Origin of the sequence: Actinoallomurus oryzae (assembly GCF_039541955.1) — a bacterium.
GTDB lineage: Bacteria > Actinomycetota > Actinomycetes > Streptosporangiales > Streptosporangiaceae > Actinoallomurus > Actinoallomurus oryzae.
The window spans coordinates 187579-207004 of sequence record NZ_BAABHF010000048.1 but is presented as its reverse complement, the minus strand read 5'-3'; the positions used below and the strand labels follow the sequence as shown (position 1 = coordinate 207004).

At 71.9% G+C, this 19426-nt stretch carries 21 protein-coding genes and 1 pseudogene; 11 read left to right on the top strand and 11 right to left on the bottom strand.

Going from position 1 to position 19426, the window contains the following annotated elements; genetic code table 11:
- Positions 1–7: 7 nt before the first annotated feature.
- Both ABEA10_RS40520 and ABEA10_RS40515 read right to left on the bottom strand, forming a co-directional pair.
- Positions 8–100: a DUF397 domain-containing protein gene (locus tag ABEA10_RS40520; protein ID WP_345473270.1), complete on the bottom strand. Its 93-nt coding sequence runs from the start codon at positions 98–100 to the stop codon at positions 8–10.
- Complete coding sequence (locus ABEA10_RS40515) at positions 97–912, bottom strand: helix-turn-helix domain-containing protein (protein WP_345473268.1); 816 nt, start codon at positions 910–912, stop codon at positions 97–99. The genes ABEA10_RS40520 and ABEA10_RS40515 overlap by 4 nt, the downstream gene beginning before the upstream one ends.
- A gap of 78 nt (positions 913–990) precedes the next feature.
- On the opposite strand from ABEA10_RS40515, the gene ABEA10_RS40510 reads away from it, so the two are divergent.
- The 3 genes from ABEA10_RS40510 (at position 991) to ABEA10_RS40500 (ending at position 4035) form a co-directional block, all read left to right on the top strand.
- Positions 991–2049 (top strand): MFS transporter, encoded by a 1059-nt coding sequence (locus tag ABEA10_RS40510; RefSeq protein WP_345473266.1) that lies wholly within the window; start codon positions 991–993, stop codon positions 2047–2049.
- A 112-nt stretch (positions 2050–2161) separates the two neighbouring features.
- Positions 2162–3106, top strand: coding sequence for an NAD-dependent epimerase/dehydratase family protein (locus tag ABEA10_RS40505; protein ID WP_345473264.1), 945 nt, complete (start codon positions 2162–2164; stop codon positions 3104–3106).
- A gap of 50 nt (positions 3107–3156) precedes the next feature.
- Positions 3157–4035, top strand: coding sequence for an RNA polymerase sigma-70 factor (locus ABEA10_RS40500; protein ID WP_345473262.1), 879 nt, complete (start codon positions 3157–3159; stop codon positions 4033–4035).
- Here ABEA10_RS40500 and ABEA10_RS40495 read toward each other — a convergent pair.
- Positions 4016–4576, bottom strand: a complete 561-nt coding sequence (locus ABEA10_RS40495) for a TetR/AcrR family transcriptional regulator (protein WP_345473260.1) — start codon at positions 4574–4576, stop codon at positions 4016–4018. The two genes, ABEA10_RS40500 and ABEA10_RS40495, sit on opposite strands and share 20 nt — an antisense overlap.
- 90 nt (positions 4577–4666) lie before the next feature.
- Here ABEA10_RS40495 and ABEA10_RS40490 point away from each other — a divergent pair, with 90 nt between their 5' ends.
- Together ABEA10_RS40490 and ABEA10_RS40485 are read left to right on the top strand one after the other, a co-directional pair.
- Positions 4667–5098 (top strand): nuclear transport factor 2 family protein, encoded by a 432-nt coding sequence (locus tag ABEA10_RS40490; protein ID WP_345473258.1) that lies wholly within the window; start codon positions 4667–4669, stop codon positions 5096–5098.
- A 40-nt stretch (positions 5099–5138) separates the two neighbouring features.
- Positions 5139–5723, top strand: a complete 585-nt coding sequence (locus ABEA10_RS40485; protein ID WP_345473256.1) for a hypothetical protein — start codon at positions 5139–5141, stop codon at positions 5721–5723.
- Here ABEA10_RS40485 and ABEA10_RS40480 read toward each other — a convergent pair.
- Both ABEA10_RS40480 and ABEA10_RS40475 read right to left on the bottom strand, forming a co-directional pair.
- Positions 5717–7897, bottom strand: coding sequence for an MMPL family transporter (locus tag ABEA10_RS40480; protein WP_345473254.1), 2181 nt, complete (start codon positions 7895–7897; stop codon positions 5717–5719). The genes ABEA10_RS40485 and ABEA10_RS40480 overlap by 7 nt on opposite strands.
- Before the next feature lie 155 nt (positions 7898–8052).
- Positions 8053–9177, bottom strand: coding sequence for a winged helix DNA-binding domain-containing protein (locus tag ABEA10_RS40475; RefSeq protein ID WP_345473252.1), 1125 nt, complete (start codon positions 9175–9177; stop codon positions 8053–8055).
- Positions 9178–9331: 154 nt separating this feature from the next.
- Between ABEA10_RS40475 and ABEA10_RS40470 the strand changes: the two are divergent.
- A pseudogene (locus ABEA10_RS40470) lies at positions 9332–10160 on the top strand (RNA-guided endonuclease TnpB family protein).
- 56 nt (positions 10161–10216) lie between these two features.
- Here ABEA10_RS40470 and ABEA10_RS40465 read toward each other — a convergent pair.
- Positions 10217–10801: a TIGR03086 family metal-binding protein gene (locus ABEA10_RS40465; protein ID WP_345473250.1), complete on the bottom strand. Its 585-nt coding sequence runs from the start codon at positions 10799–10801 to the stop codon at positions 10217–10219.
- A 94-nt stretch (positions 10802–10895) separates the two neighbouring features.
- Between ABEA10_RS40465 and ABEA10_RS40460 the strand changes: the two genes are divergently transcribed.
- Positions 10896–11537 carry a TetR/AcrR family transcriptional regulator gene (locus tag ABEA10_RS40460; RefSeq protein ID WP_345473248.1) on the top strand — a complete coding sequence of 214 codons (642 nt, stop codon included), beginning with the start codon at positions 10896–10898 and terminating at the stop codon, positions 11535–11537.
- 56 nt (positions 11538–11593) lie between these two features.
- Here ABEA10_RS40460 and ABEA10_RS40455 read toward each other — a convergent pair whose 3' ends face one another.
- Positions 11594–12427, bottom strand: a complete 834-nt coding sequence (locus ABEA10_RS40455; RefSeq protein WP_345473246.1) for a PIG-L family deacetylase — start codon at positions 12425–12427, stop codon at positions 11594–11596.
- An 83-nt stretch (positions 12428–12510) separates the two neighbouring features.
- On the opposite strand from ABEA10_RS40455, the gene ABEA10_RS40450 reads away from it, so the two are divergent.
- Positions 12511–13260: a maleylpyruvate isomerase family mycothiol-dependent enzyme gene (locus tag ABEA10_RS40450; protein WP_345473244.1), complete on the top strand. Its 750-nt coding sequence runs from the start codon at positions 12511–12513 to the stop codon at positions 13258–13260.
- A gap of 24 nt (positions 13261–13284) precedes the next feature.
- Here ABEA10_RS40450 and ABEA10_RS40445 read toward each other — a convergent pair whose 3' ends face one another.
- A complete protein-coding gene (locus ABEA10_RS40445) occupies positions 13285–13509 on the bottom strand; it encodes a hypothetical protein (RefSeq protein ID WP_329248407.1) in 225 nt (74 codons plus the stop codon).
- A 125-nt stretch (positions 13510–13634) separates the two neighbouring features.
- On the opposite strand from ABEA10_RS40445, the gene ABEA10_RS40440 reads away from it, so the two are divergent.
- Positions 13635–15392: a S9 family peptidase gene (locus ABEA10_RS40440; protein ID WP_345473242.1), complete on the top strand. Its 1758-nt coding sequence runs from the start codon at positions 13635–13637 to the stop codon at positions 15390–15392.
- Positions 15393–15470: 78 nt separating this feature from the next.
- On the opposite strand, the gene ABEA10_RS40435 is transcribed toward ABEA10_RS40440, so the two are convergent.
- Entirely contained in the window at positions 15471–16394 is a 924-nt protein-coding gene (locus ABEA10_RS40435) for an NmrA/HSCARG family protein (protein WP_345473240.1), read from the bottom strand.
- A 98-nt stretch (positions 16395–16492) separates the two neighbouring features.
- Here ABEA10_RS40435 and ABEA10_RS40430 point away from each other — a divergent pair, with 98 nt between their 5' ends.
- Positions 16493–17059: a TetR/AcrR family transcriptional regulator gene (locus ABEA10_RS40430; protein ID WP_345473238.1), complete on the top strand. Its 567-nt coding sequence runs from the start codon at positions 16493–16495 to the stop codon at positions 17057–17059.
- A 28-nt stretch (positions 17060–17087) separates the two neighbouring features.
- Here ABEA10_RS40430 and ABEA10_RS40425 read toward each other — a convergent pair whose 3' ends face one another.
- The gene (locus tag ABEA10_RS40425) at positions 17088–17660 is read right to left on the bottom strand and encodes a TetR/AcrR family transcriptional regulator (RefSeq protein WP_345473236.1); all 573 of its coding nucleotides are present in this window, start codon (positions 17658–17660) and stop codon (positions 17088–17090) included.
- A 95-nt stretch (positions 17661–17755) separates the two neighbouring features.
- Between ABEA10_RS40425 and ABEA10_RS40420 the strand changes: the two genes are divergently transcribed.
- Entirely contained in the window at positions 17756–18631 is an 876-nt protein-coding gene (locus ABEA10_RS40420; RefSeq protein ID WP_345473234.1) for an oxidoreductase, read from the top strand.
- Here ABEA10_RS40420 and ABEA10_RS40415 read toward each other — a convergent pair.
- Positions 18625–19362 (bottom strand): SAM-dependent methyltransferase, encoded by a 738-nt coding sequence (locus ABEA10_RS40415; protein ID WP_345473232.1) that lies wholly within the window; start codon positions 19360–19362, stop codon positions 18625–18627. The two genes, ABEA10_RS40420 and ABEA10_RS40415, sit on opposite strands and share 7 nt — an antisense overlap.
- Between the last annotated feature and the right edge of the window lie 64 nt (positions 19363–19426).

Sequence of the window (19426 nt, the reverse complement as noted above, 5' to 3'; positions counted from 1 at the left end):
CTTGAAATTACCTGTTGATGACGGTGGCCACCTCGACGCACTCGCCGCCGTTGCTGCCGGAGCGGCTGCTCTTACGCCACTCGTCGTAGGCCGAGGTCACAGCCGCTCCCGCGTCCGCTTGATGAGTTCGAGGGATGCCGCGGCCGTCTCCGTCACCAGGTGCAGGGCCTGGTAGACGGCGAACCAGCCGTGGACCTGCTCGGGCCGTTCCTGGAAGTGCCCGCGCTGATGGTCTTCGGTATAGGCGACGTCCGGTTCGTCGGCGAAGCTCAGGATCGTGAACGCGGACGTCAGCCCGGCGTGCGCGCCGGTCGCCAACGGGATGACCTGAACGGTGATGCCCGGGCGCTGTGCGGCCTCCACCAGGACGTCGAGCTGCGCGCGATGGATCTCCGGCCCGCCGATCGGACGCAGGAGCGCGGTCTCGTCGATGACCAGCCACAGCGTGGGAGGGTCGTCGCGGGCGAGGATCTCCTGACGCTCCAGCCGGGCGGCGAGAAGGCTCTCGACCGTCTCCGGCCGGGCGCTCGGACGACCCGCCGCGATCAGCGCACGCGCGTAGTCGGGCGTCTGGAGCAGGCCGGGCAGGACCAGCGCGTGATACTGGCGGATCACGGCGGCGCGGCTCTCGGCGTCGATGTACCGGTCGAAGGAGATGACCGGGTGCGGCTCCTCGTACCTGATCAGGTCGAAGATGTCGAGGAGGACTTTTTCCGGCAGTCCGAGTACCTTTTCCAGCTCGATGACCGCCTGCTTCTGCGGGCACAGCTGGCCGGTCTCCAGGTTGCTGAGCCACCCGTTGCTGTAGTTGACGAGACCGGCGAGATAGTCCTGTGTCATGCCGGCCGCCTCGCGGTGCCGCCGGATCGCCGCACCGAGGGTCCGGAGGGAGGGACTGATGGGCTTGTTCATGGACGGCATTATCGAGCGTTACCTGATGAGGACTCAGCGTAATCGCGAGATGGCCGGCTCTTCGCCGTCCTCTCCCCGATGAGGGCGCTGCTCTGGGTGCGCGTGCTCAACCAGGTCGGCGCGTTCGCGCTCGCGTTCCTGGCGGTGGTGGCCGGTCCGCGCCTGGTCACGCCGGTGCTCACGGTCTTCGGCGTCGCGGCGCTGGCCTCGCGCTGGGCCGGCGGCGTGCTGCTCGACCGGGTACGGCCACGCACGCTCGTGGTCGCCGGCCTCGCCGCGACCGGCGTGGCGCTGCTCGCGCTCGCCGCCGCGCGCACGCCGTGGCAGATCCTGGCCGCGACCGCGGCGACGGGCCTCGCCTTCGAGCTGTACGAGCCCGCCACGAGCGAGTTCCTCGCCCGGCTCGCCGAGGGCGATCGGCGGCGCGACGCGTACGCCCTGCTCGGCACCGCTCTCGCCGCGGCGGGCGCGGTGTCCGGGCTGCTGGCCGCGGTGCTGCTGCCGTTCGGGGTCCACCGGCTGCTGCTCGCCGACGCCGCCACCTGCCTGGCCGCGGCGGCGGTCGCGCAGGCGTTCCTGCCCCGGCCGCCGGTCGAGGCGCCCGTACGCCGGAGGGAGCGCTGGCGTCCGCCGGCCCGCCTGGTCCGGTTGACGGTCTCCGCCACCGCGTACGCCTTCGGGTACCTGGCCGTGCTGATGTTCGCGCCGTTCGTGTTGCTCCAGCGCGGCGCCCCGGCCTGGCTGCCAGGCCTCATGCTGGCGGCCGCCGCCCTGCTCGCGCCGCTGTCCCGGCGTCCGCTGTCGGGCCGACCGCGCACGGCGCTCCTGTTCTCCTGCGCCCTCGCCGTGACGATGGCCCTCGTACGGGACGTCCCGCTGACCGTGACGGCCTACCTGGCGTGGGTGATGGCGGGCAGTGCGCTGCTGGGTCACTGGCCGGCGCTGGCGGCCGACGCGGCGCCCGCCGCCGACCGGCCGCGGTGGTTCGCCTTCCTCGGGCTGTCGTGGGGTGTGGCCCAGCCGGCCGTGCCGGGCGTCGTCGGCCTGGTCGCGGCGGTCGGCGGGCGTACCGCCGCGGCGCCGCTCGCCGCCGCCGTCGCGTTCCTCGTCGCGGTCGGCGTGGATCCGCGCCGGTGACCGAATGTGGCGTGGATCACCATCCGCTCTGTCACGCCGGAGGGTGCTCCCCCGTCCTGTTGCCGTAGTCGACGCACCCGGCGTGGACGCCGGGACGGACGGAGGAGTGACCATGCGAGTTCTCGTCGCGGGAGCCACCGGAGTGATCGGCGCGCGGATGGTTCCGCTGCTGGGCGCGGTGGGCCACGAGGTGCTGGGCCTCGCCCGGCCGGGAGGCGACACCGCCACGCTGGAGGCGGCGGGCGCGGAACCGGTCGTGGCGGACGCGCTGGACCGGGACGGGCTGTGCCGGGCGGTCCGGCAGGCGGCGCCGGACGCGGTGGTGAACATGCTCACCGCGATCCCGGCCGAGATCGACCCCCGGCATCTGTCGCGTGACTTCGCGCCGACCGGCCGGCTGCGGATCGAGGGCACCCGGAACCTGATCGAGGCGGCACCCGGAGCACGGCTGATCAGTCAGGGCCTGGCCTACGGCTACCAGCCCGGAGAAGGGCTCGCCGACGAGGACGCGCCGCTGTGGCGGACCGGCACGCCCAGGCAGTTCGTGCCGGTGCTGGACGCGCTGGCCGAGCTGGAACGCCTGACCACACAGGCGGGCGGGCTGGTGCTGAGGCTGGGCCACCTGTACGGGCCCGGCTCGATCTACGCCGCCGACGGGTCGTTCGTCCGCCGGGTACGGGACGGGAAGGTGCCGCTGGTCGGCGGAGGAAACGCGGTGTTCTCCTTCACGCACGCCGACGACGTGGCGACCGCCGTGGCCGCTGCTCTGGACAAACCCGATGTCTCCGGCGTGCTGAACATCGTCGACGACCGGCCCGCGCCGCTGCGTGAGTGGCTGCCGGAGCTGGCCGCCGTCCTCGGCGCACCGGAGCCCAAGAAGGCACCCGCCGCCCTCGCGCGCCTGGCGGTCGGCGGCTGGGGCGTCGCGTTCATGAACCGGCTGCGCGGCGCCGCCAACACCCGCGCCCGGCTCCACCTGGACTGGCGTCCCCGCTACGCGTCGGTGCACGAAGGGTTCCCGGCCGAGCTGGGCGACGGAATGGCCCGGGCCGCGTGAGCGTTGCCGCGATCCGGGCGCGGATTCCGCGACGGCGGATGGGAGCCGGCATGGACACTGACGCCGATGACGAGCGCGGCGCCGTCGAGATCTTCGAGGCGCATCGGCGCCTGCTGCTGGGGCTCGGCTACCGGCTCCTGGGCAGCATGTGGGACGCCGAGGACGTCGTGCAGGAGGCGTTCCTGCGCTGGACGAACGCCGACCGGTCGCGGATCCGCGAACCGCGCGCGTTCCTGGTGACGGTCGTCACCCGCCTCGCACTCGACCAGCTGCGGTCGGCGCGTGCGACACGGCAGGCCTACACCGGGCCGTGGCTGCCCGAACCGGTCGACGGGCAGGCGTTCGGGCCGCTGGAGACCGCCGAGCTGCGCGACACGCTCTCGTACGCGACGCTGCACATGATGGAGCGGCTGTCGCCGCCCGAGCGGGCGGTGTTCGTGCTCCGTGAGGCGTTCGAGCTGCCCTACGACCAGATCGCCGAGATCCTCAACAGTCCCATCGCGACCTGCCGGCAGTGGCACCACCGAGCGGCCCAGCACCTGACCAGGGGTTCCGGGCGCTTCACCCCCGCGCCCGAGGACCACGCCGAACTGCTCACCCGGTTCCTGACCGCCGCGCGGAACGGCGACATGGCCGCCCTGACCGACCTGCTCGCCGAGGACGCGGTCGCCTACAACGACGGCGGGGGCAAGGTCCGCGCCGCCCTGCGCCCGATCGCCGGGCGCGACAACGTCGTGGCGTTCGTGGCCGGGCTGATGTCCCGCTATCCGCTACAGGAGGCCCGCCTGACCCAGGCCAACGGCGAACCGGCGATCTGGACCGTGATCGGCGGGCAGCGGCAACTGGTCACCTTCGACGTCCGCGACGGACGCATCCACGCCGTATACGGCGTCCTCAACCCCGACAAGCTCACGCACGCAGGCCGGTGAAGACGATGGTGAGGGTGCGTTCGCGCAGGTCGGAGTCCCAGCCGCCCTGAAGCGCGCCCTGGCAGGTGGCCGCCAGGAGGGCCATCACCTCATCGATCCGCACGTTCGCGCGGACGGCGCCCGCCTGCTGCGCGCGGTCCAGCAGCGCGGCGATCTGCTGCCGCAGCGGTCGTACGGCATCGGCCATGCTCAGGCCGGCGCCGGTCGCGGACAGCAGCTCGACCACGGTCTTCTTCTCGGCGGCCTGCGCGACCAGGTCGGCGAAGAACGCGAACAGCGCGGTGCCGGGATCGCCGTCGGCGGCGAGTGCGGTCGCCTGCTCGGTGAGCCGCGCCAGCACGTCCTTCATGATCGCCTGAAGCAGTTCGTGCTTGGTCGGGAAGTGCCGGAAGACGGTGCCGATCGCCACGCCCGCGCGTTCGGCCACCTCCTCGGTCGAGGCGGAGGGCCCCTTCTCGGCGAAGACGGCCTCGGCGACGGCAAGGATCCGCGCCCGGTTGCGCCGCGCGTCGGCGCGCAGGGGACGGGAGTCGTCAGGCACGCGCGTACCTCCGGAGGGTTGACAACATGAGTCGCGACTCATGATAGTTGAGAACATGAGTCGCAACTCATATTAACCGGAGGGACGGCCATGCCCGAGAACCCAGGTCCACGCGAGATCTTCGAGCAGATGCAACGGCACTGGCTCGAACCGACCGGCCGGTTCGGCGACCTGCTCGCCGACGACGCGATCGTCGAGACGCCCTTCGCACCGCCCGGCCGGCCCACACGCGTCGAGGGACGGGAGGAGTGGCTCCGCCGCACCGAGTCCGCGCGGGCGAACTTTCCGGTGCGGTTCGAGGAGGTACGCGACGTCGTCGTCCACGAGACGACCGACCCCGAGGTGATCGTCGTGGAGTACGAGCTAGCCGGGGTGATCCCCGCCACCGGCCACCGGGACTCCGCGGCGTTCATCGGCGTCCTGCGCGTCCGGGACGGGAAGGTGGTGCGCTGGCGCGAGTACCAGAACACCCTGGCCATCGCCGCGGCACTGGGCGGGCTGCCCGATCCGGCCGGGAGTTGACCGGTTTTCCTCACATGGCGCGATGGTCCACGATCGTCCTATGAGCGATGCGGGGCGGGCGGGCGGCCGGCACCTCGACGAGGGCCGCCCGCTGACCGCCTACTCGGAACTCATCCACGTCGTGTGCCCGCGATGCGGGTCACGTGCGGCGGTCATGGACCGTCCCGGCCTGCCAGAACTGCGCCACTACGGCGAGCTTCTGTTCCGCCCGCGGCGGCTGGCCTGCGACGACTGCGCCCTGACCCGCGAGTGGACCGCCGAACGCCGGGGCAACGCCCTCATCGGCGTCCGGCTCGGCGGCCCGGACGACCCGTTCTTCGGCCTCCCGCTCTGGTTGCAGACCCCGTGCCGCGGCAAGGTGCTGTGGGCGTACAACGAACGCCACCTCGACGCCCTGGCGGCCTACGTGGCGGCGACGCTCCGCGAACGCGGCGACGGCCCGGCGATGAGCATGGCCGCCTGCCTGCCCACCTGGATCAAGGCCGCGGGCAACCGGGACGACGTGCTGCGGGCCGTCGAACGCCTCCGCGCGCAGCACGCCGACCCGCACCATCGTCCCTCCTCCGCCTACGGCCGGGAGACCCCACGTCGCACGGCCGACAAGTACTTCCGGCCGCCCTACTGACCGAGATCGGCGGCGTACACCGGCGCCGGAGCGGCGGGCGGGGGCGGGGCCGGCTCCTCGCCGTGCGACAGGTTCGGCAGCCAGCCGAGCCAGCGCGGCAGGTACCAGTTCCGCTCGCCCAGCAGCCTCATGGCCGAGGGCAGCAGCACCGCGCGCACCACGGTCGCGTCCAGCAGGACCGCGACCGCCAGTCCCACGCCCATCTGCTTGAAGTCCTGCATCGACAGCGTCCCGAACACCGCGAAGACCGCGACCATGATGGTCGCCGCGCTCGTCACCGCGCCGGCCGTCGAGCGGATGCCCTCCGCGACCGCCCGCGAGGTCGGCACGCCGCGGTCGTACGCCTCACGGATCCGCGACACCACGAACACGTGGTAGTCCATCGACAGCCCGAACAGCACCACGAAGACGAACAGCGGCAGCCAGGCCTCGATCGCGCCGACGCCCTGGGTGCCGACCAGGCTCGCACCCCAGCCGTGCTGGAAGACCGCCACCATCACGCCGTACGCCGCGCCGACCGACAGCAGGTTGAGCACGATCGCCGTCGCGGCGATCGGCAGAGAGCGGAACGAGACCAGCATCAGCAGGAACGTCACGCCGAGCACGAACGCGAAGACCGGGACGATGCTGCCGCGCAACTGGTCGTTCCAGTCGTCGGAGAAGGCGAGCGTGCCGGCCACGTGCGCCTCGGCGACCCGGCCGAACGCCCCGGGAACCATGGCGCGCAGGGTCTTCAGCGCGTGCTGGGAGGTGGCGTCCGACCCGCTCCCGGCCAGCGGCACCTCGACGATCGCCACGTCCGGCCCGGCGTACACCCGGGTGCGCACCGACTGCCCGAACTCGGGATCGCCGCGCACGGCCGACTCGAAGGACGCGATCGCCGACTTCACCGCGGGCGCCTCGATGTCCTTGGCCTTGAGCACCACGGTCGCCGGGTCCGGACCGCCCGGGAACGCGGCCGTGATGTGGTCGTAGGTCTGGATCAGCGGCGTGTCGCGCGGCACCTGCTGGTCGATGCCGAGCTTCTCGGTGTGCATGCCGAGCGCGGGCGCGGCCAGGACCAGCAGCACGCCGGCGGCCAGCGCCGCGGAGATGCCCGGACGGCGCAGCACCGGACGGAGCACGGCGTCCCAGAACCGCCCGGTCGAACGCCGGCGCCGCAGGAACGGAATCCGCCCGAACTCCACCTTGTCCCCCAGCAGCGACAGGAGAGCGGGCAGCACCGTGACCGACCCGAGGACGGCGATGAGCACGACCAGGATCGTCGCCACCGCGAAGCCGTCGAACAGCAGCATCCCGGAGAAGAACATGCCGGCCATGGCCACCATCACGGTCAGCCCGGACACCAGTACGGAACGGCCGGAGGTCGCCGCCGCGATCCGCAGCGCGGTCTCCCGGTCGCGGCCCGCCGCGCGTTCCTCGCGCTCGCGGCGCAGGTAGAACAGGCAGTAGTCGACGCCGACCGCCAGTCCCATCAGCAGCATGACCGAGCTGGCCGAACCGTCCATGTGCAGGCCGTGGCTGACCACCGCGAGCAGGCCGTTGGCGGCCAGGAACGCCGTGACCGCGATGACGACGGGGACCACCGCGGCGAGCAGGGCCGCGAAGGCGACGAGCAGGATGCCCAGCGCCAGCGGCACGGCGGTCAGCTCCGCGCGGGAGAAGTCCTTGCCGAGCGTCTGGTCGAACCAGTGGTCGCCGCTGGCGTCGCCGAACTGCTCGATCCGCACCTCCGGGTGCCGTGCCCGCACCGCGGCCACGGCCTTCTGCACCGGGACGACCCGGTCGCCGGCGGTCTTGGGATCGCCGGTCATGTCGAACTGCACCAGGGCGTCATGACGGTCCCGCGAGACCAGCGGCTCGCGCGGCGCCGTCGTCCGCCCGCTGGAGCGTACGGCCCGCATCACGTCCGGCAGCGCGGCACGGAACCCGTTCACGGTCGCGCTGTGCACCAGCACCATCTCCGACGCCGGCTTGGTGATGCCCGCGTCGTCGATGATCCTCTCGGCGCGACCCGAATCGCCGACGCCGTCCTCTCCGTCGGTCAGCGACTGCTGCCCCACCATCCCGCCGATGAGAACCGCGGCCACCACGAACAGCAGCCACCCGCAGATCGCGGTCTTACGATGGCGGGCGCTCCAGCCGCCGAGCCGGGCGGCCACATTCGATTTCATCAGCGTCTCCTCGCTCGGTGAACACGCTGATGACGCTAGAAATCGCGGCCTCGCGATCCCATCCCGGCGGCCCCCGGATCACTTCGGGGGCAGGCACCGCCCCAAGAGTGGTGCCAGCACCACTGTCTCAGCGGATTCCGGCGAACCGGCCGGGATCATTGCTCGGCGAGGACGAATCGGATGTCGTGGTCGGCGGTCTCGCCCGCGGCGAAGGTGAGAAGGCGGGCGCCCTCGGCGACCAGCGCGTCGCGGGTCGTGGCGTCCAGCGGCTCGTACGGCGTGAGGTGCAGGGCGGCGGCCTTCGAGGAGCGCTCGATTCGCCAGGTGCCGCCGACGAACCCGTCGACCAGGAACGTGCCGGGGAAGACCCCGTTGGGCACGCCGAGGGTCCGCTTCCGCGCCTCCTCCGACATGATCCGACGGCGGTCGGCGTGGGACAGCAGGATGTTGTCGAACTCGGCGACGAATCGCACCGGAGCCTCGGTGTCCGGCCCGGGTCTCGGCGCGTCGGGCAGGTCGAACAGCTCCTTGCCCTGGTCGTCGCGGAACACCGCCAGACGGGACCGCAGCCGGTCCAGGACGGGTTTCAGCCGCGTGACGCCCATCCAGGTCTGCACGTCCTTCACCGTGGCCGGGCCGAACGCCGCCAGGTAGCGCAGCACGACGTCCTCGATCGACGGCTCGGAGTGCAGCGGCCGCCCCAGCCACGCCTCGGCCGAGGTGACCCGCGTCTGCCCGCCCACGCCCCAGATGCCCCGTGGCGGCACCTGCACCAGGGGTACTCCCGCCCGGACCGCCTGGGCCAGGGCGGCGGGGGCCCACCCGGTCCAGCGCGGATCCTCGGCGAGGCGAGCGCCCAGTTCGCTCATCGTGTGCGGCCGGGCCTCCACCAGGGCTCGTCCCGCCGCGAAGAGCGCCGGCAGTTCGAGCCCGTCCAGGGACCCGCGGAAGTTGGACCGCAACGCCCGGTCGAGGATCGGCTGGGTGAGAGGACGGAGCGTCCGGCAGTCCGCGGCGCTCACCAGGTGCACGGTGCCGCGCATGAGGCCGATCCGTACCACCCGGCGATCGGTGAGCAGGTGGACCAGTTCGTCCTGGTGGAAACCTGCCAGCCGCGACCAGAGCCCGTAGTACGGCGGCCATGGGGCCTGAGCCTGCAGACCCACCAGCCGCTCGATCATCTCCAGCGCGGACGCGGCCGACCGCTCCAGCAGCGACTGCCGCGCCAGGAGGGCCCGGTTGAGCTCTTGGACGCCCAGCACTTCGCTCGCGACGTTCATCTGAATCCTCCGAGGAGACCCCGCCCTTGAGGGCGGGGAGGAATCGGTCTGCTGCGGAGCAGGGCATGGGCACCGGATCGCGGTCACGGCGATTCGGCGTCCAGTCCCGAAAAACCCACATGTGGTTACACGCTGACGCGATAGTTTGCGGACTGTGACCACCCCTCGTGTGAAGCGTGCTTTCAAGTACCGCTTCTATCCCACCGATGCGCAGGCAGCGGAACTGTCGCGCACGTTCGGGTGCGTGCGGAAGGTCTACAACCTGGCGCTGGAGGCCCGCACCGACGCCTGGAAGTCGCGGCGGGAACGCGTGGGCTACAACGCCACCTCCGCGATGCTGACGGCCTGGAAGAAGACCGAGGAACTGGCGTTCCTGAACGAGGTGTCCAGCGTTCCGCTGCAGCAGGTGCTGCGGCACCTGCAGACCGCGTTCACGAACTTCTTCGCCGGACGGGCGAGGTATCCACGGTTCAAGGCGAAGAAGAAGTCCCGTTGCCGGCGTAAGGTCGCCCGGATCCACGCGCGGATCGCCGACCGGCGCCGTGACGGTCTGCACAAGCTCACCAATCGACTCGTCCGCGATAACCAAGTGGTCGTGATCGAGGACCTGACCGTTGAGAACATGCTGAAGAACCACGCACTGGCCCGCGCCATCTCCGATGCCGCATGGAGTGAGTTCCGCAGCATGCTCGAGTACAAAGCGCGATGGTATGGCCGCGAGGTGATCGTGGTCGATCGCTGGTTCCCCTCCTCCAAACTGTGCTCGGCCTGCGGAACCGTGGCCGAGGCGATGCCCCTCAACGTCCGCATGTGGACGTGTGGCTGCGGCACGACCCACGATCGGGACGTGAACGCGGCGAAGAACATTCTGGCCGCCGGGCTGGCGGTGTCGGCCTGTGGAGCCGCGGTAAGACCTCGGGTGGGACTCCTCCCGGTCGGGGCCGTCGGCACCGAAGCAGGAAACCCCACGGCGCGAGCCGTAGGAAACCCCCTCACCCACGAGGGGGAGGAAGTCAACCGCGCATTCTGCCGTGCCGTGTCACCGGGTCCAGTCGGGACGACGGCCGAGGTAGCGCAGCAGCCCGGCGACGGAGTCGTCCCCCGGCCGCGGGTCGAGGGCCGGCGCGTAGGCGAAGCCGCGAAGCGGTTCGGCGAGCGTGGTCGCGACGGGCGTCAACAGGGCGGCGAGATCCGCGCTCAGCGGTGAGGGCAGGCCGACGGCGACCGCGATGTCCCAGGCGTGCACCGCGGCGTCGAGCGCGGCGGCGCCGACGGCGGTCTCGGCCGGCAGCGGGCCCTGCGGGAGGGGTGACGGAACGGCCTGCGCACCGGGGCTCACCGTCGCGAAGGCGCGCGTCGAGCCGTCCAGTGCGGTGGCGAGCAGTGCCCGCGGGGCGTCGGGAGCATCCTCGGCGGGCTCGAAGGGATTTTCGCTCGGGCCACCGCTCCCGGTGATCGCAGCGGCGTAGGCGAGTTGGTCGCCGCAGGCGTGCCGCAGCACCTGGGCGACGTTCCACTGCTCGCACGGCGTGGGCAGCTTCCAGTCGGCGTCGGCGACCTCGGCCACGGCCGTCCGCAGCGCGCCGTGGGCCTGGTTCAGCACGTCCCAGGAGATTGCGGTCATGGTCTTCCCCTTCAGTAAAGAACGGAATGGTCCGTTCCGTTTGAATCGACTCTATCGGAACGGATCATTCCGTTCAACTGATAGAGTCCGGAACATGGAGACCAGGGCCGGCCGGCTGAGCGGACGTCGAGCCGAAGCGGCGCGCAACGACGGAGTGATCTTGGACGCCGCGCGGGAGGTGTTCATGCGGGAGCCCGGCGCACCGATCTCCGCGGTCGCCGAGCGGGCCGGCGTGGGCGTGGGTGCGCTGTACCGCCGCTACGCGGGCAAGGAAGAGTTGCTGCGGACCCTGTGCGCGGACGGGCTGCACCGGTTCATCGCCCTCGCCGAGGCCGCCGTGGCCGAGGACGGGGATCCGTGGGAGGCGTTCGCCGGCTTCGTACGGGGCGTCACCGACTCCGACGTGCACTCCCTGACGGTACGGCTGGCCGGCACGTTCACCCCCACGGCCGAGCTGCACGAGTTGGCCGCGCACGCGACCGCGCTGGCCGACCGGGTGTTCCGCCGGGCGAAGGCCGCCGGGGCGCTGCGACCCGACCTGCACGCCAATGACATACCGATGATCTTCGAGCAGATCGCCGCGATCCGTCTCGGCGATGCCGAGCGCACCGCCACGCTGCGCCGTCGTTACCTGGCGCTGTTGCTGGACGCCCTGCGCGCCCATCCGGGCGCCACCCGGCTGCCCGGCCCGCCGCCGAGCTCCGAGGAGTTCGGCGGACGGTGGCGACCCGCGTAGGTCGAGGTTGCGCCGGCCCCGCCCGGAAGGACGGGGCTCGCACGCGGGATCGTCGGTCAGCGGATCCCGGCGAACAGGTCGTCCTCGTCGTCGGGCACGGGGACGTCGCTCTTGACGCGGACGAACGCCTCGAAGCCGAGCACCTGGGGCAGGAGGTCGTCCGGCAGCCGCAGAAAGAAGATGTTGTCGGCCTGGCTCGCGTGCGCCGCGAGCGCCTTGCGCTTGCGATCGACGTACCGCCGCACGTCGATGTACGTGGTGACCTTCTCGTCCGGAGTGCCGAAGTCATCGGGCAGTTCTTCGAAGTCGAAGTCGAAGTCCACACCCGCTTCGCGCAGCATCGGGCCCATCGCACGGAACCGCGACCGGGGCATGGCCGTGTGGTAGACCTTGTGCGGGATGCCGCGTCTGTCCCGCTGTTCCTCCGCCGCGACTCTCGCGATGCGGTGCGCCTGGATGTGGTCGGGGTGACCGTACCCGCCGTTCTCGTCGTAGGTGACCAGCACCTGGGGGCGGTACTTGTCCATCAGGGCGGTGAGCTTGGCCGCCGACCGTGCCAGGGGAACGTTGGCGAAGACGTCGTCGCGGGTGTTGGCGTCCCAGCCCGCCATGCCGGAGTCACGGTAGCCAAGCAGCTCGACGTGCTCGATGCCCAGGTGCGCGACCGAGTCACGCAGCTCGGCGAGCCGCCGCTCGCGTACCGCCTGCTCGTCGTGGCCCGGCTCGCCGGGCTTGACTCCGTCCGGACCGTCGCCCTGCTCGCCGTTCGTACAGGTCACCAGGACGGTACGGACGCCCTCTTCGGCATACCGCGCGAAGACGCCACCCGTGCTCAGCACCTCATCGTCGGGATGGGCGTGCACCGCCATGAGCGTGAGTTCAGATTCCATGCGTTCAAGAATGCCGTGACGCGGTCGGCCCGCACAGCCACCGTTCTGTCCTCCGGCGGATGGGCGGCTCTATGCTCCGGCGGATGAGCGACCACGAACGCCACATCTCCGCCGCCGAGCCCGAGATCGCGCGGCTCGTCGAGGTCGTCGGTCAGGCCGACCTCGCGACACCCGTCCCCACCTGCCCCGGCTGGACCGTCGCCGACCTCATCCGGCACTACGGCACGGTCCAGCGCTGGATCACCCACATCGTGCGCACGCTGCCGGAGGAACGCGTCTCCGTTCGCGACCTCGATCTCGGCCTGCCCGACGACGTCGGCGACTATCCGCGCTGGCTCGCGGCCGGCGTACGGCCGCTGGTGACGACGCTGCGCGCGACGCCGGGCGAGACGCCGGCCTGGACGTTCGGTCCCGACCAACACGTGCGCTTCTGGTCGCGCCGGGTGCTGCACGAGACCGTCGTCCACCGCGCCGACGCCGAGCTCGCCCTCGGCCGCGAACCCGTCATCGACCGCGAGCTCGCCGCGGACGGCATCGAGGAGTTCCTCACCTCCTACCCTCACCATCCACGGGTCGCCGGCCGGATCGCGGAGTTCGGCCGGTTCGGGGCGACGCTGCACCTGCACGCCACCGACGGCGACGGGGAGTGGATGATCACGCTCGGCCCGGACGGCACGCGCTGGGAACGCGGCCACGGCAAGGGCACGGCCGCCGTACGCGGGGCAACGAGCGACCTGCTCCTCCTGCTGTACGGGCGGTACGGACCGGAGCGCTGCACGGTCTTCGGCGATGAGGACCTGCTGTCCGGCTGGCTGGCCGCCGCCGCGCCCTGACCGGCCGACGGGCCCCGGCGGCTCTCAGCGCGACCGGCGCCGCCGGCGCTTCCAGATCGCCGCGCACTCGGCGCAGGTGTCCGGTGGCGGCGAGGCCGACGACTCGCCGCGTACGGTCATGATGGCGCCGCAGTAGGCCACGACAGTCGACCCCACCGGCCGGGCGGGCGGTGGGTAGCCGTGCGTGACCTCGTCGGCGCCGCCTGCGGCAGGCCGGGGAACTGACTCGGTCGAGGACTGCGACGCCACCCCTCAAAGGTAAGCCACCCGGCCCCGCGCCGGTCCAGAACCCGGTACGGCCACCCGCGAAGACAGGGCCCGCTGACTTCGGCGCCAGCTCACCGGGCCGGGTCACGGGCTGAGATGCTTGGTCCATGGTCGATGACGAACGCTGGAAGGCACGGTTCCGCGCGGCGCGCGTGAGCCTGCCGAGCTGGGCCCATGACGCACCGCACCGCAGCGTCTACCGCTCCAACGCCACGGGCACCTGGGAGATCTACTCCTGGGACCGCGAGACCGACGTCAAACGCCAGGTGACCGACCGGCCGAACGGCACCTGGATGGGCGGTGTCGACCCGACCGGTGAGTGGATCTGGTGGTTCGCCGACACCGACGGCGACGAGTTCGGGGTGTGGCGGCGCGAGCCGTTCGGCGGCGGCGAGGACGCCGCGCCCAAGCTGGAGCCGGCGTACCCGGCCGGGCTGGCGGTGGGCTCCAGCGGGCTGGCGGTGATCGGCCGGACCACCGAGAACGGCTCGACCATCCACTGGTGCGCTCCGGGCGAGGAGCCGCGCGTCCTGTACGCGCACGACGAGGACGCCTACATCATCGACCTGTCCGAGGACGAGTCGCTCGTCGCGATCAACCACAGCGAGCACGGCGACAGCCGCCACATGGCCCTGCGCGTCGTACGGCCGGACGGCTCCACCGTCGCCGACCTGTGGGACGGGCCGGGCAAGGGCCTGGGCGCGGTCGCGTTCTCCCCGGTCGCGGGCGACCAGCGGCTGCTCGTCGAGCACGAGCGCCGCGGCCGGTCCGAGCCGCTGATCTGGGACCCGGTGAACGGCACGGTCGAGGAGATCGCGCTGGACCTGACCGGCGAGGTCGGCGCCGACTGGTACCCGGACGCGTCGGCGCTGCTGGTCTCCCGCTCCCATCACGCGCGCGACGAGCTGTACCGCTACGACCTGTCCACCAGGACCCTGCGGCAGATCGACACGCCGCGCGGCGTGATCGGCTCGGCCACCGCGCGCCCGGACGGCACGGTGGAGTTCTCCTGGTCCTCCTCGGCGTCCCCGCCGGTGATCCGCTCGACGTCCGGCGCGGTCGTGCTGACCCCGCCCGGCGAGCCCGCGCCGTCTTCGGTGACGGTCGAGGACGCCTGGGTCACCGGTCCGGGCGGCGAGATCCACGCCCTGGTCTCCAAGCCCGCGGGCCCCGGCCCGTTCCCGACCGTCTTCGACGTCCACGGCGGCCCGGCGGCCTACGACGACGACTCCTTCGCCCCGGACGCCGCGGCGTGGGTGGACCACGGGTTCGCCGTCGTCCGGGTCAACTACCGCGGCTCCAGCGGCTACGGCAGCGACTGGCGCGACGCGATCGAGGGCCGCCCGGGGCTGGTGGAGCTGGAGGACATCAAGGCGGTGCGCAACTGGGCGGTCGCCACGCATCTCGCCGACCCGGCGCGGCTGGTGCTGACCGGCGGCTCCTGGGGCGGCTTCATCACGCTGCTTGGCATCGGCGTGCAGCCGGACGACTGGTCGGTCGCGATCGGCATCGTGCCGGTGGCGGACTACGTCGCGGCGTACGAGGACGAGATGGAGGCGCTGCAGGCGTTCGACCGGTCGCTGTTCGGGGGATCGCCGGCCGAGGTGCCGGACCGGTACGCCGCCTCGTCGCCGATCACGTACGCAGACCGGGTCACCACGCCGGTGCTGGTCATGGCGGGCGAGAACGACCCGCGCTGCCCGATCCGGCAGATCGACAACTACCTGGCGCGGCTGCGTGAGCTGGGCAAGGAGCACGAGGTCTACCGGTACGACGCGGGCCACGGCTCACTCGTGATCGAGGAGCGGATCCGCCAGATGGCCGCGACCATCGACTTCGCCCGCAAGCACCTCGACCTGGTCTAGGCGCCGGGCGGTCGCCGGCACGGCCCGGCCTCGGAGACCGCCCGGCGTCCCGGGCGGTCTCCGCACGATGCGACCGGGTCAGGCGGTGGCCCGCATGTGCGTCCGCGCCCATTCCTCGAAGCCGGTGAGCGGGATGCCGAGGGCCCTCGCGTACTCCGGCCGGGCCGGCTGGCCGGACACGTTCATGTACGCGTGTGAGGCGCCCATCGCCGGCATGCCGGCGGCGAAGGCCTCCTCCTCGGTCATGTCCGGGGCGGACAGCCGCGTGCCCAGGACGCGCGAGAGGACCTCGGCGATCTCCGCCATCGACAGGTAGTCGCTCGCCAGCTCCAGCTCGACCCGGTCGAACCGCTCCGGCTCGGCGATGGCCGCGGCGGCCGCCCGGCCGATGTCCTCCGCGGCCACCAGCGACAGCCGGGTCTCGGGCTTCAGGAGGCTGACCAGGCCGCCCTCGATGCCGCGCGGGAACAGGAACGCCATGGACGGCAGGAAGTTCTCCATGAAGAAGGCCGGCTTGAGGAGCGTCCAGCGCGGGAAGCCGGCCTCGCGGAGCCGATTCTGAATCGTGGTCTTCGCGCCCAAGGGGGGTTCCAGCGCGGACCACCGGCCTTCGGCCCAGCCGGGAATCTCCGTCTGCCGTCCGGCGCCGCTGACGGACGTGTGCACGAACTGCGGCACTCCGGCCGCCTTCGCGCCCTCGATGAGGTTGACGCCCTGGGCGATCTCCCCGTCGAAGTCGAAGCCGTCCCCGGTCATGGCGGGCATCTGCACGGAGAAGACGGCGCGGACGCCTTCGGCGGCCCGGATCACGGAGTCGCGGTCATGCAGATCGCCGGTGACCAGTTCGGCGCCGAGCGCCTCGACGGCCTTGGCCGCGTCCGTGCCGGGGTCGCGCACCAGGGCGCGTACGGGAACGCCCGCCGCGCGCAGTGCGCGGGCGGTGGCCCCACCCTGCCGGCCGGTGGCGCCGGTGACCAGGACGGGCGCGGAGTCGGTGGACATGAGTGCTCCTCGGGTGCTTCGCGAATAAGTGGCGGGCCCCGCCGTTTACCCGCGATACGATACGGCGGGGCCCGCCACTTAACAACCGTGGAGATGACATGCCCGACCGTCAGCGCGCGGACGCGCGGCGCAACTACGCACGCATCCTCGCCGTGGCCGAGGACGAGATCGCCGCCCACGGCGCCGACGCCTCCCTGGAGCAGATCGCCCGTGTCGCGGGGGTCGGCTCGGCGACCGTGCGCCGGCACTTCCCCACACGGCAGGCGCTGTTGGCGGCGGTGTCACGGAAACGGATCGAGGCGTTGCAGGCCCGCGCCCAGGACCTCACCGGCGGAGACGACAGCCGGAGCGCGCTGCTGGAGTGGCTGGGCGACGTCGTCGCCTACTGCGCCTCCACGCGGGGGCTGGCGGCGGCGCTGGCCTACGACGGGCCCGAGCCCGACCCGGTGCAGGGGAACTCCTGCGCGGCGGCGCTGGAAGAGGCGGGGGATCCCCTCCTGCACCGCGCGATGCGGGACGGCGCGGTGGCCGGATCCGTCACCATGACCGACCTGCTCACGCTGATCGTCGGCATCGTCCTCGCGACGGAGCGCCACCCGGACCCGGCCGCCTCGGCGGACCGGCTGTTCGGGCTGACCGTGGCGGGACTGAGCCCGCAGCGCTGAACGTCGGCACGCCGCGGACCTGAGGGATCTACCCCTGTTTCTCCTGCCCGGTGATGCCGGCGACCATCCGTATGACCGCGTCACGGACCTCGTCGTCAGGCAGGTCGGCGGAGGGGTTGGCGGTGCTCCCGAAGGGGAAGTCGGGGGACCACGCGGTGGCGAGCGCGAGCACGGCCATCAGAAGGAGGACCGGCGAGATGTCGTCGCGTACGGCACCCGCCTCTTGCCGCTCGCGCAGGAGCGCGACCTTGCGGTCGTGTTCGCGCTCGCGCGTCGGCGGCAGGGCGGTGGTGCGTTCGAGCGTCGCCCACGCCAGCAGCCGGTAGACGCCGGGGTTGGACCGGGCACGGTCGAACACCCGGCCCGCCAGGCCCGGCAGGTCGTCGGGGTCGAACGGAACGCCGTCGTAGGCGTCGAAGAGGTGGCGCTGGAGCACCGCGCCGAACAACGTCTCCTTATTCTCGAAGTAGACGTAGATCAGGTTCTTGTTGCACCGGGCCTTCTTCGCGATCCGGTCGACCCGTGCTCCCGCGACGCCGTACTCGGAGAACTCCGCGAACGCCGCGTCCAGGATGCGGTCCTTGGTCTCGGCTGCGCTCACAAGGTCAAGAGTAGTGCCAGTTGACTAAATGGTTAGTCCTGCCCATAGTGAGTTAGGTAACCGGTTAGTTAACCGATGCGGAGAGAAGGCTCAACGTGACCACAGCTCCAGGCGGGACACTCACGCTCGCCGAGGACCTCACCATCTCGCGCCTGGGGTACGGCGCCATGCAACTCGCCGGGCCCGGGGTGTTCGGCCCACCGCGCGACCGCGACGAGGCCGTCGCGGTGCTGCGGGAGGCCGTGGACCTCGGCGTCACGCACATCGACACCGCCGACTTCTACGGCCCGACCATCACCAACGAGCTGATCCGGGAGGCCCTGCACCCGTACCCGTCCGGCCTGCACATCGCGACGAAGGTCGGGGCGCGGCGCGGGGACGACGGCTCCTGGATCCACTCACTGGACCCCGATGACCTCGTCGCCCAGGTGCACGACAACCTCGACCACCTGCGGCTCGACGTCCTCGACGTCGTGTACCTGCGGCTGGAGACGCGCACCGCGCACGGAGGCATGACGGACGACTCGATCGCCGAGCAGTTCGGCGCGCTCGCCGAGCTGCGCACCCAGGGGCTCATCCGCCATCTGGCGCTCAGCTGCGCCTCCGACGCGCAGCTCACCGAGGCGCAGGGCATCGCACCGGTGGTGGCGGTCCAGAACCTCTACAACCTCGCCGAGCGCGACGACGACGCCATGGTCGAGCGCACCGCGCGCGAGAACATCGCCTACGTCGCGATCTTCCCGCTCGGCGGGTTCTCACCGCTACAGTCCGAGACGCTGAACAAGGTGGCCGCCGACCTCGGCTTCTCCACGCAGCAGGTCGCCCTGGCATGGCTACTCCAGCGGTCGCCGACGATGACCCTCATCCCCGGCACCTCCTCTCGAGCGCACCTTCGCGAGAACATGGGCGCCGCCGAGATCACCCTCCCCGCCAACGCGCTCCGTGAGCTGGACGCGATCGCCGCTCACTGAGCGGCGAGGCCCAGGACGAGGCAGACGAAGCCGAAGGTGCCGCGGTACGCGCGCAGCCATTCGTCGCGATGCGTGGTCGCCAGCGCGAGCGCCTCGACGGCGTCGGGCTCGTCCGGGTGGTCGAGGGCCCAGGAGGTGAGGGAACCGGTCCAGGACCACTCGTAGGCGTCCAGCTCCTGACGTGTGCTGATGTGGCCGTACACGGGGACCCAGCCGTCGCCGGTGACCCGGTCCACGGTGGCCGGCAGATCCTCCAGCCCACCGAAGATCTCGACGGCGGCGGGGCCGGGCGGTTGCTCCCAGAAGCCGTCGCCGACGATGACCCGGCCGCCGGGCGCCAGGTGCCGCCGCGCCGCCGCGAGCGTGGGAAGCAGGCCGCCGAACGCGTGAGTCGCCCCCACGCTGAGCACGACGTCGAACGGCTCGGCCGCCTCGTACGCCGTGGCGTCGGCGTGGTGGAGGACCAGCCGGTCCCGTACGCCGAGTGCCGTGGCGGCCTCTCCGGCCTGCGTGAGCGCCGGAGCGGAGAGGTCGACGCCCTCGGCCCGTACGCGGGGATGGTCGGCGAGGGCGCTCAGCAGCCACGCCGCACCGCCACAGCCGAGGTCGAGGAGCCGCTCGTCGCCACGCCGGATCGTCTTCGCGATCAGCTCCCGTACGGACGCGGGATCCAGCGGAGCGGCGATGGGATGGTCGGCGTGGGCGAGCGCGGAGATCGTCTGGCGGTCCATCCGGGTCACCCTCGCAGCACCGTACGGTCCGCCGCATCTGGTTTTCCGTGCCGCCCCGACACCG

Coding starts and splice junctions, on each gene's coding strand:
- ABEA10_RS40450 (WP_345473244.1), top strand. CDS start 12,511: ATGAGCGACCACGAACGCCACATCTCCGCCGCCGAGCCCGAGATCGCG.
- ABEA10_RS40510 (WP_345473266.1), top strand. CDS start 991: ATGAGGGCGCTGCTCTGGGTGCGCGTGCTCAACCAGGTCGGCGCGTTC.
- ABEA10_RS40435 (WP_345473240.1), bottom strand. CDS start 16,394: ATGTCCACCGACTCCGCGCCCGTCCTGGTCACCGGCGCCACCGGCCGG.
- ABEA10_RS40475 (WP_345473252.1), bottom strand. CDS start 9,177: ATGAACGTCGCGAGCGAAGTGCTGGGCGTCCAAGAGCTCAACCGGGCC.
- ABEA10_RS40455 (WP_345473246.1), bottom strand. CDS start 12,427: ATGGAATCTGAACTCACGCTCATGGCGGTGCACGCCCATCCCGACGAT.
- ABEA10_RS40480 (WP_345473254.1), bottom strand. CDS start 7,897: ATGAAATCGAATGTGGCCGCCCGGCTCGGCGGCTGGAGCGCCCGCCAT.
- ABEA10_RS40460 (WP_345473248.1), top strand. CDS start 10,896: ATGGAGACCAGGGCCGGCCGGCTGAGCGGACGTCGAGCCGAAGCGGCG.
- ABEA10_RS40490 (WP_345473258.1), top strand. CDS start 4,667: ATGCCCGAGAACCCAGGTCCACGCGAGATCTTCGAGCAGATGCAACGG.
- ABEA10_RS40515 (WP_345473268.1), bottom strand. CDS start 912: ATGAACAAGCCCATCAGTCCCTCCCTCCGGACCCTCGGTGCGGCGATC.
- ABEA10_RS40485 (WP_345473256.1), top strand. CDS start 5,139: ATGAGCGATGCGGGGCGGGCGGGCGGCCGGCACCTCGACGAGGGCCGC.
- ABEA10_RS40500 (WP_345473262.1), top strand. CDS start 3,157: ATGGACACTGACGCCGATGACGAGCGCGGCGCCGTCGAGATCTTCGAG.
- ABEA10_RS40440 (WP_345473242.1), top strand. CDS start 13,635: ATGGTCGATGACGAACGCTGGAAGGCACGGTTCCGCGCGGCGCGCGTG.
- ABEA10_RS40465 (WP_345473250.1), bottom strand. CDS start 10,801: ATGACCGCAATCTCCTGGGACGTGCTGAACCAGGCCCACGGCGCGCTG.
- ABEA10_RS40505 (WP_345473264.1), top strand. CDS start 2,162: ATGCGAGTTCTCGTCGCGGGAGCCACCGGAGTGATCGGCGCGCGGATG.
- ABEA10_RS40415 (WP_345473232.1), bottom strand. CDS start 19,362: ATGGACCGCCAGACGATCTCCGCGCTCGCCCACGCCGACCATCCCATC.
- ABEA10_RS40430 (WP_345473238.1), top strand. CDS start 16,493: ATGCCCGACCGTCAGCGCGCGGACGCGCGGCGCAACTACGCACGCATC.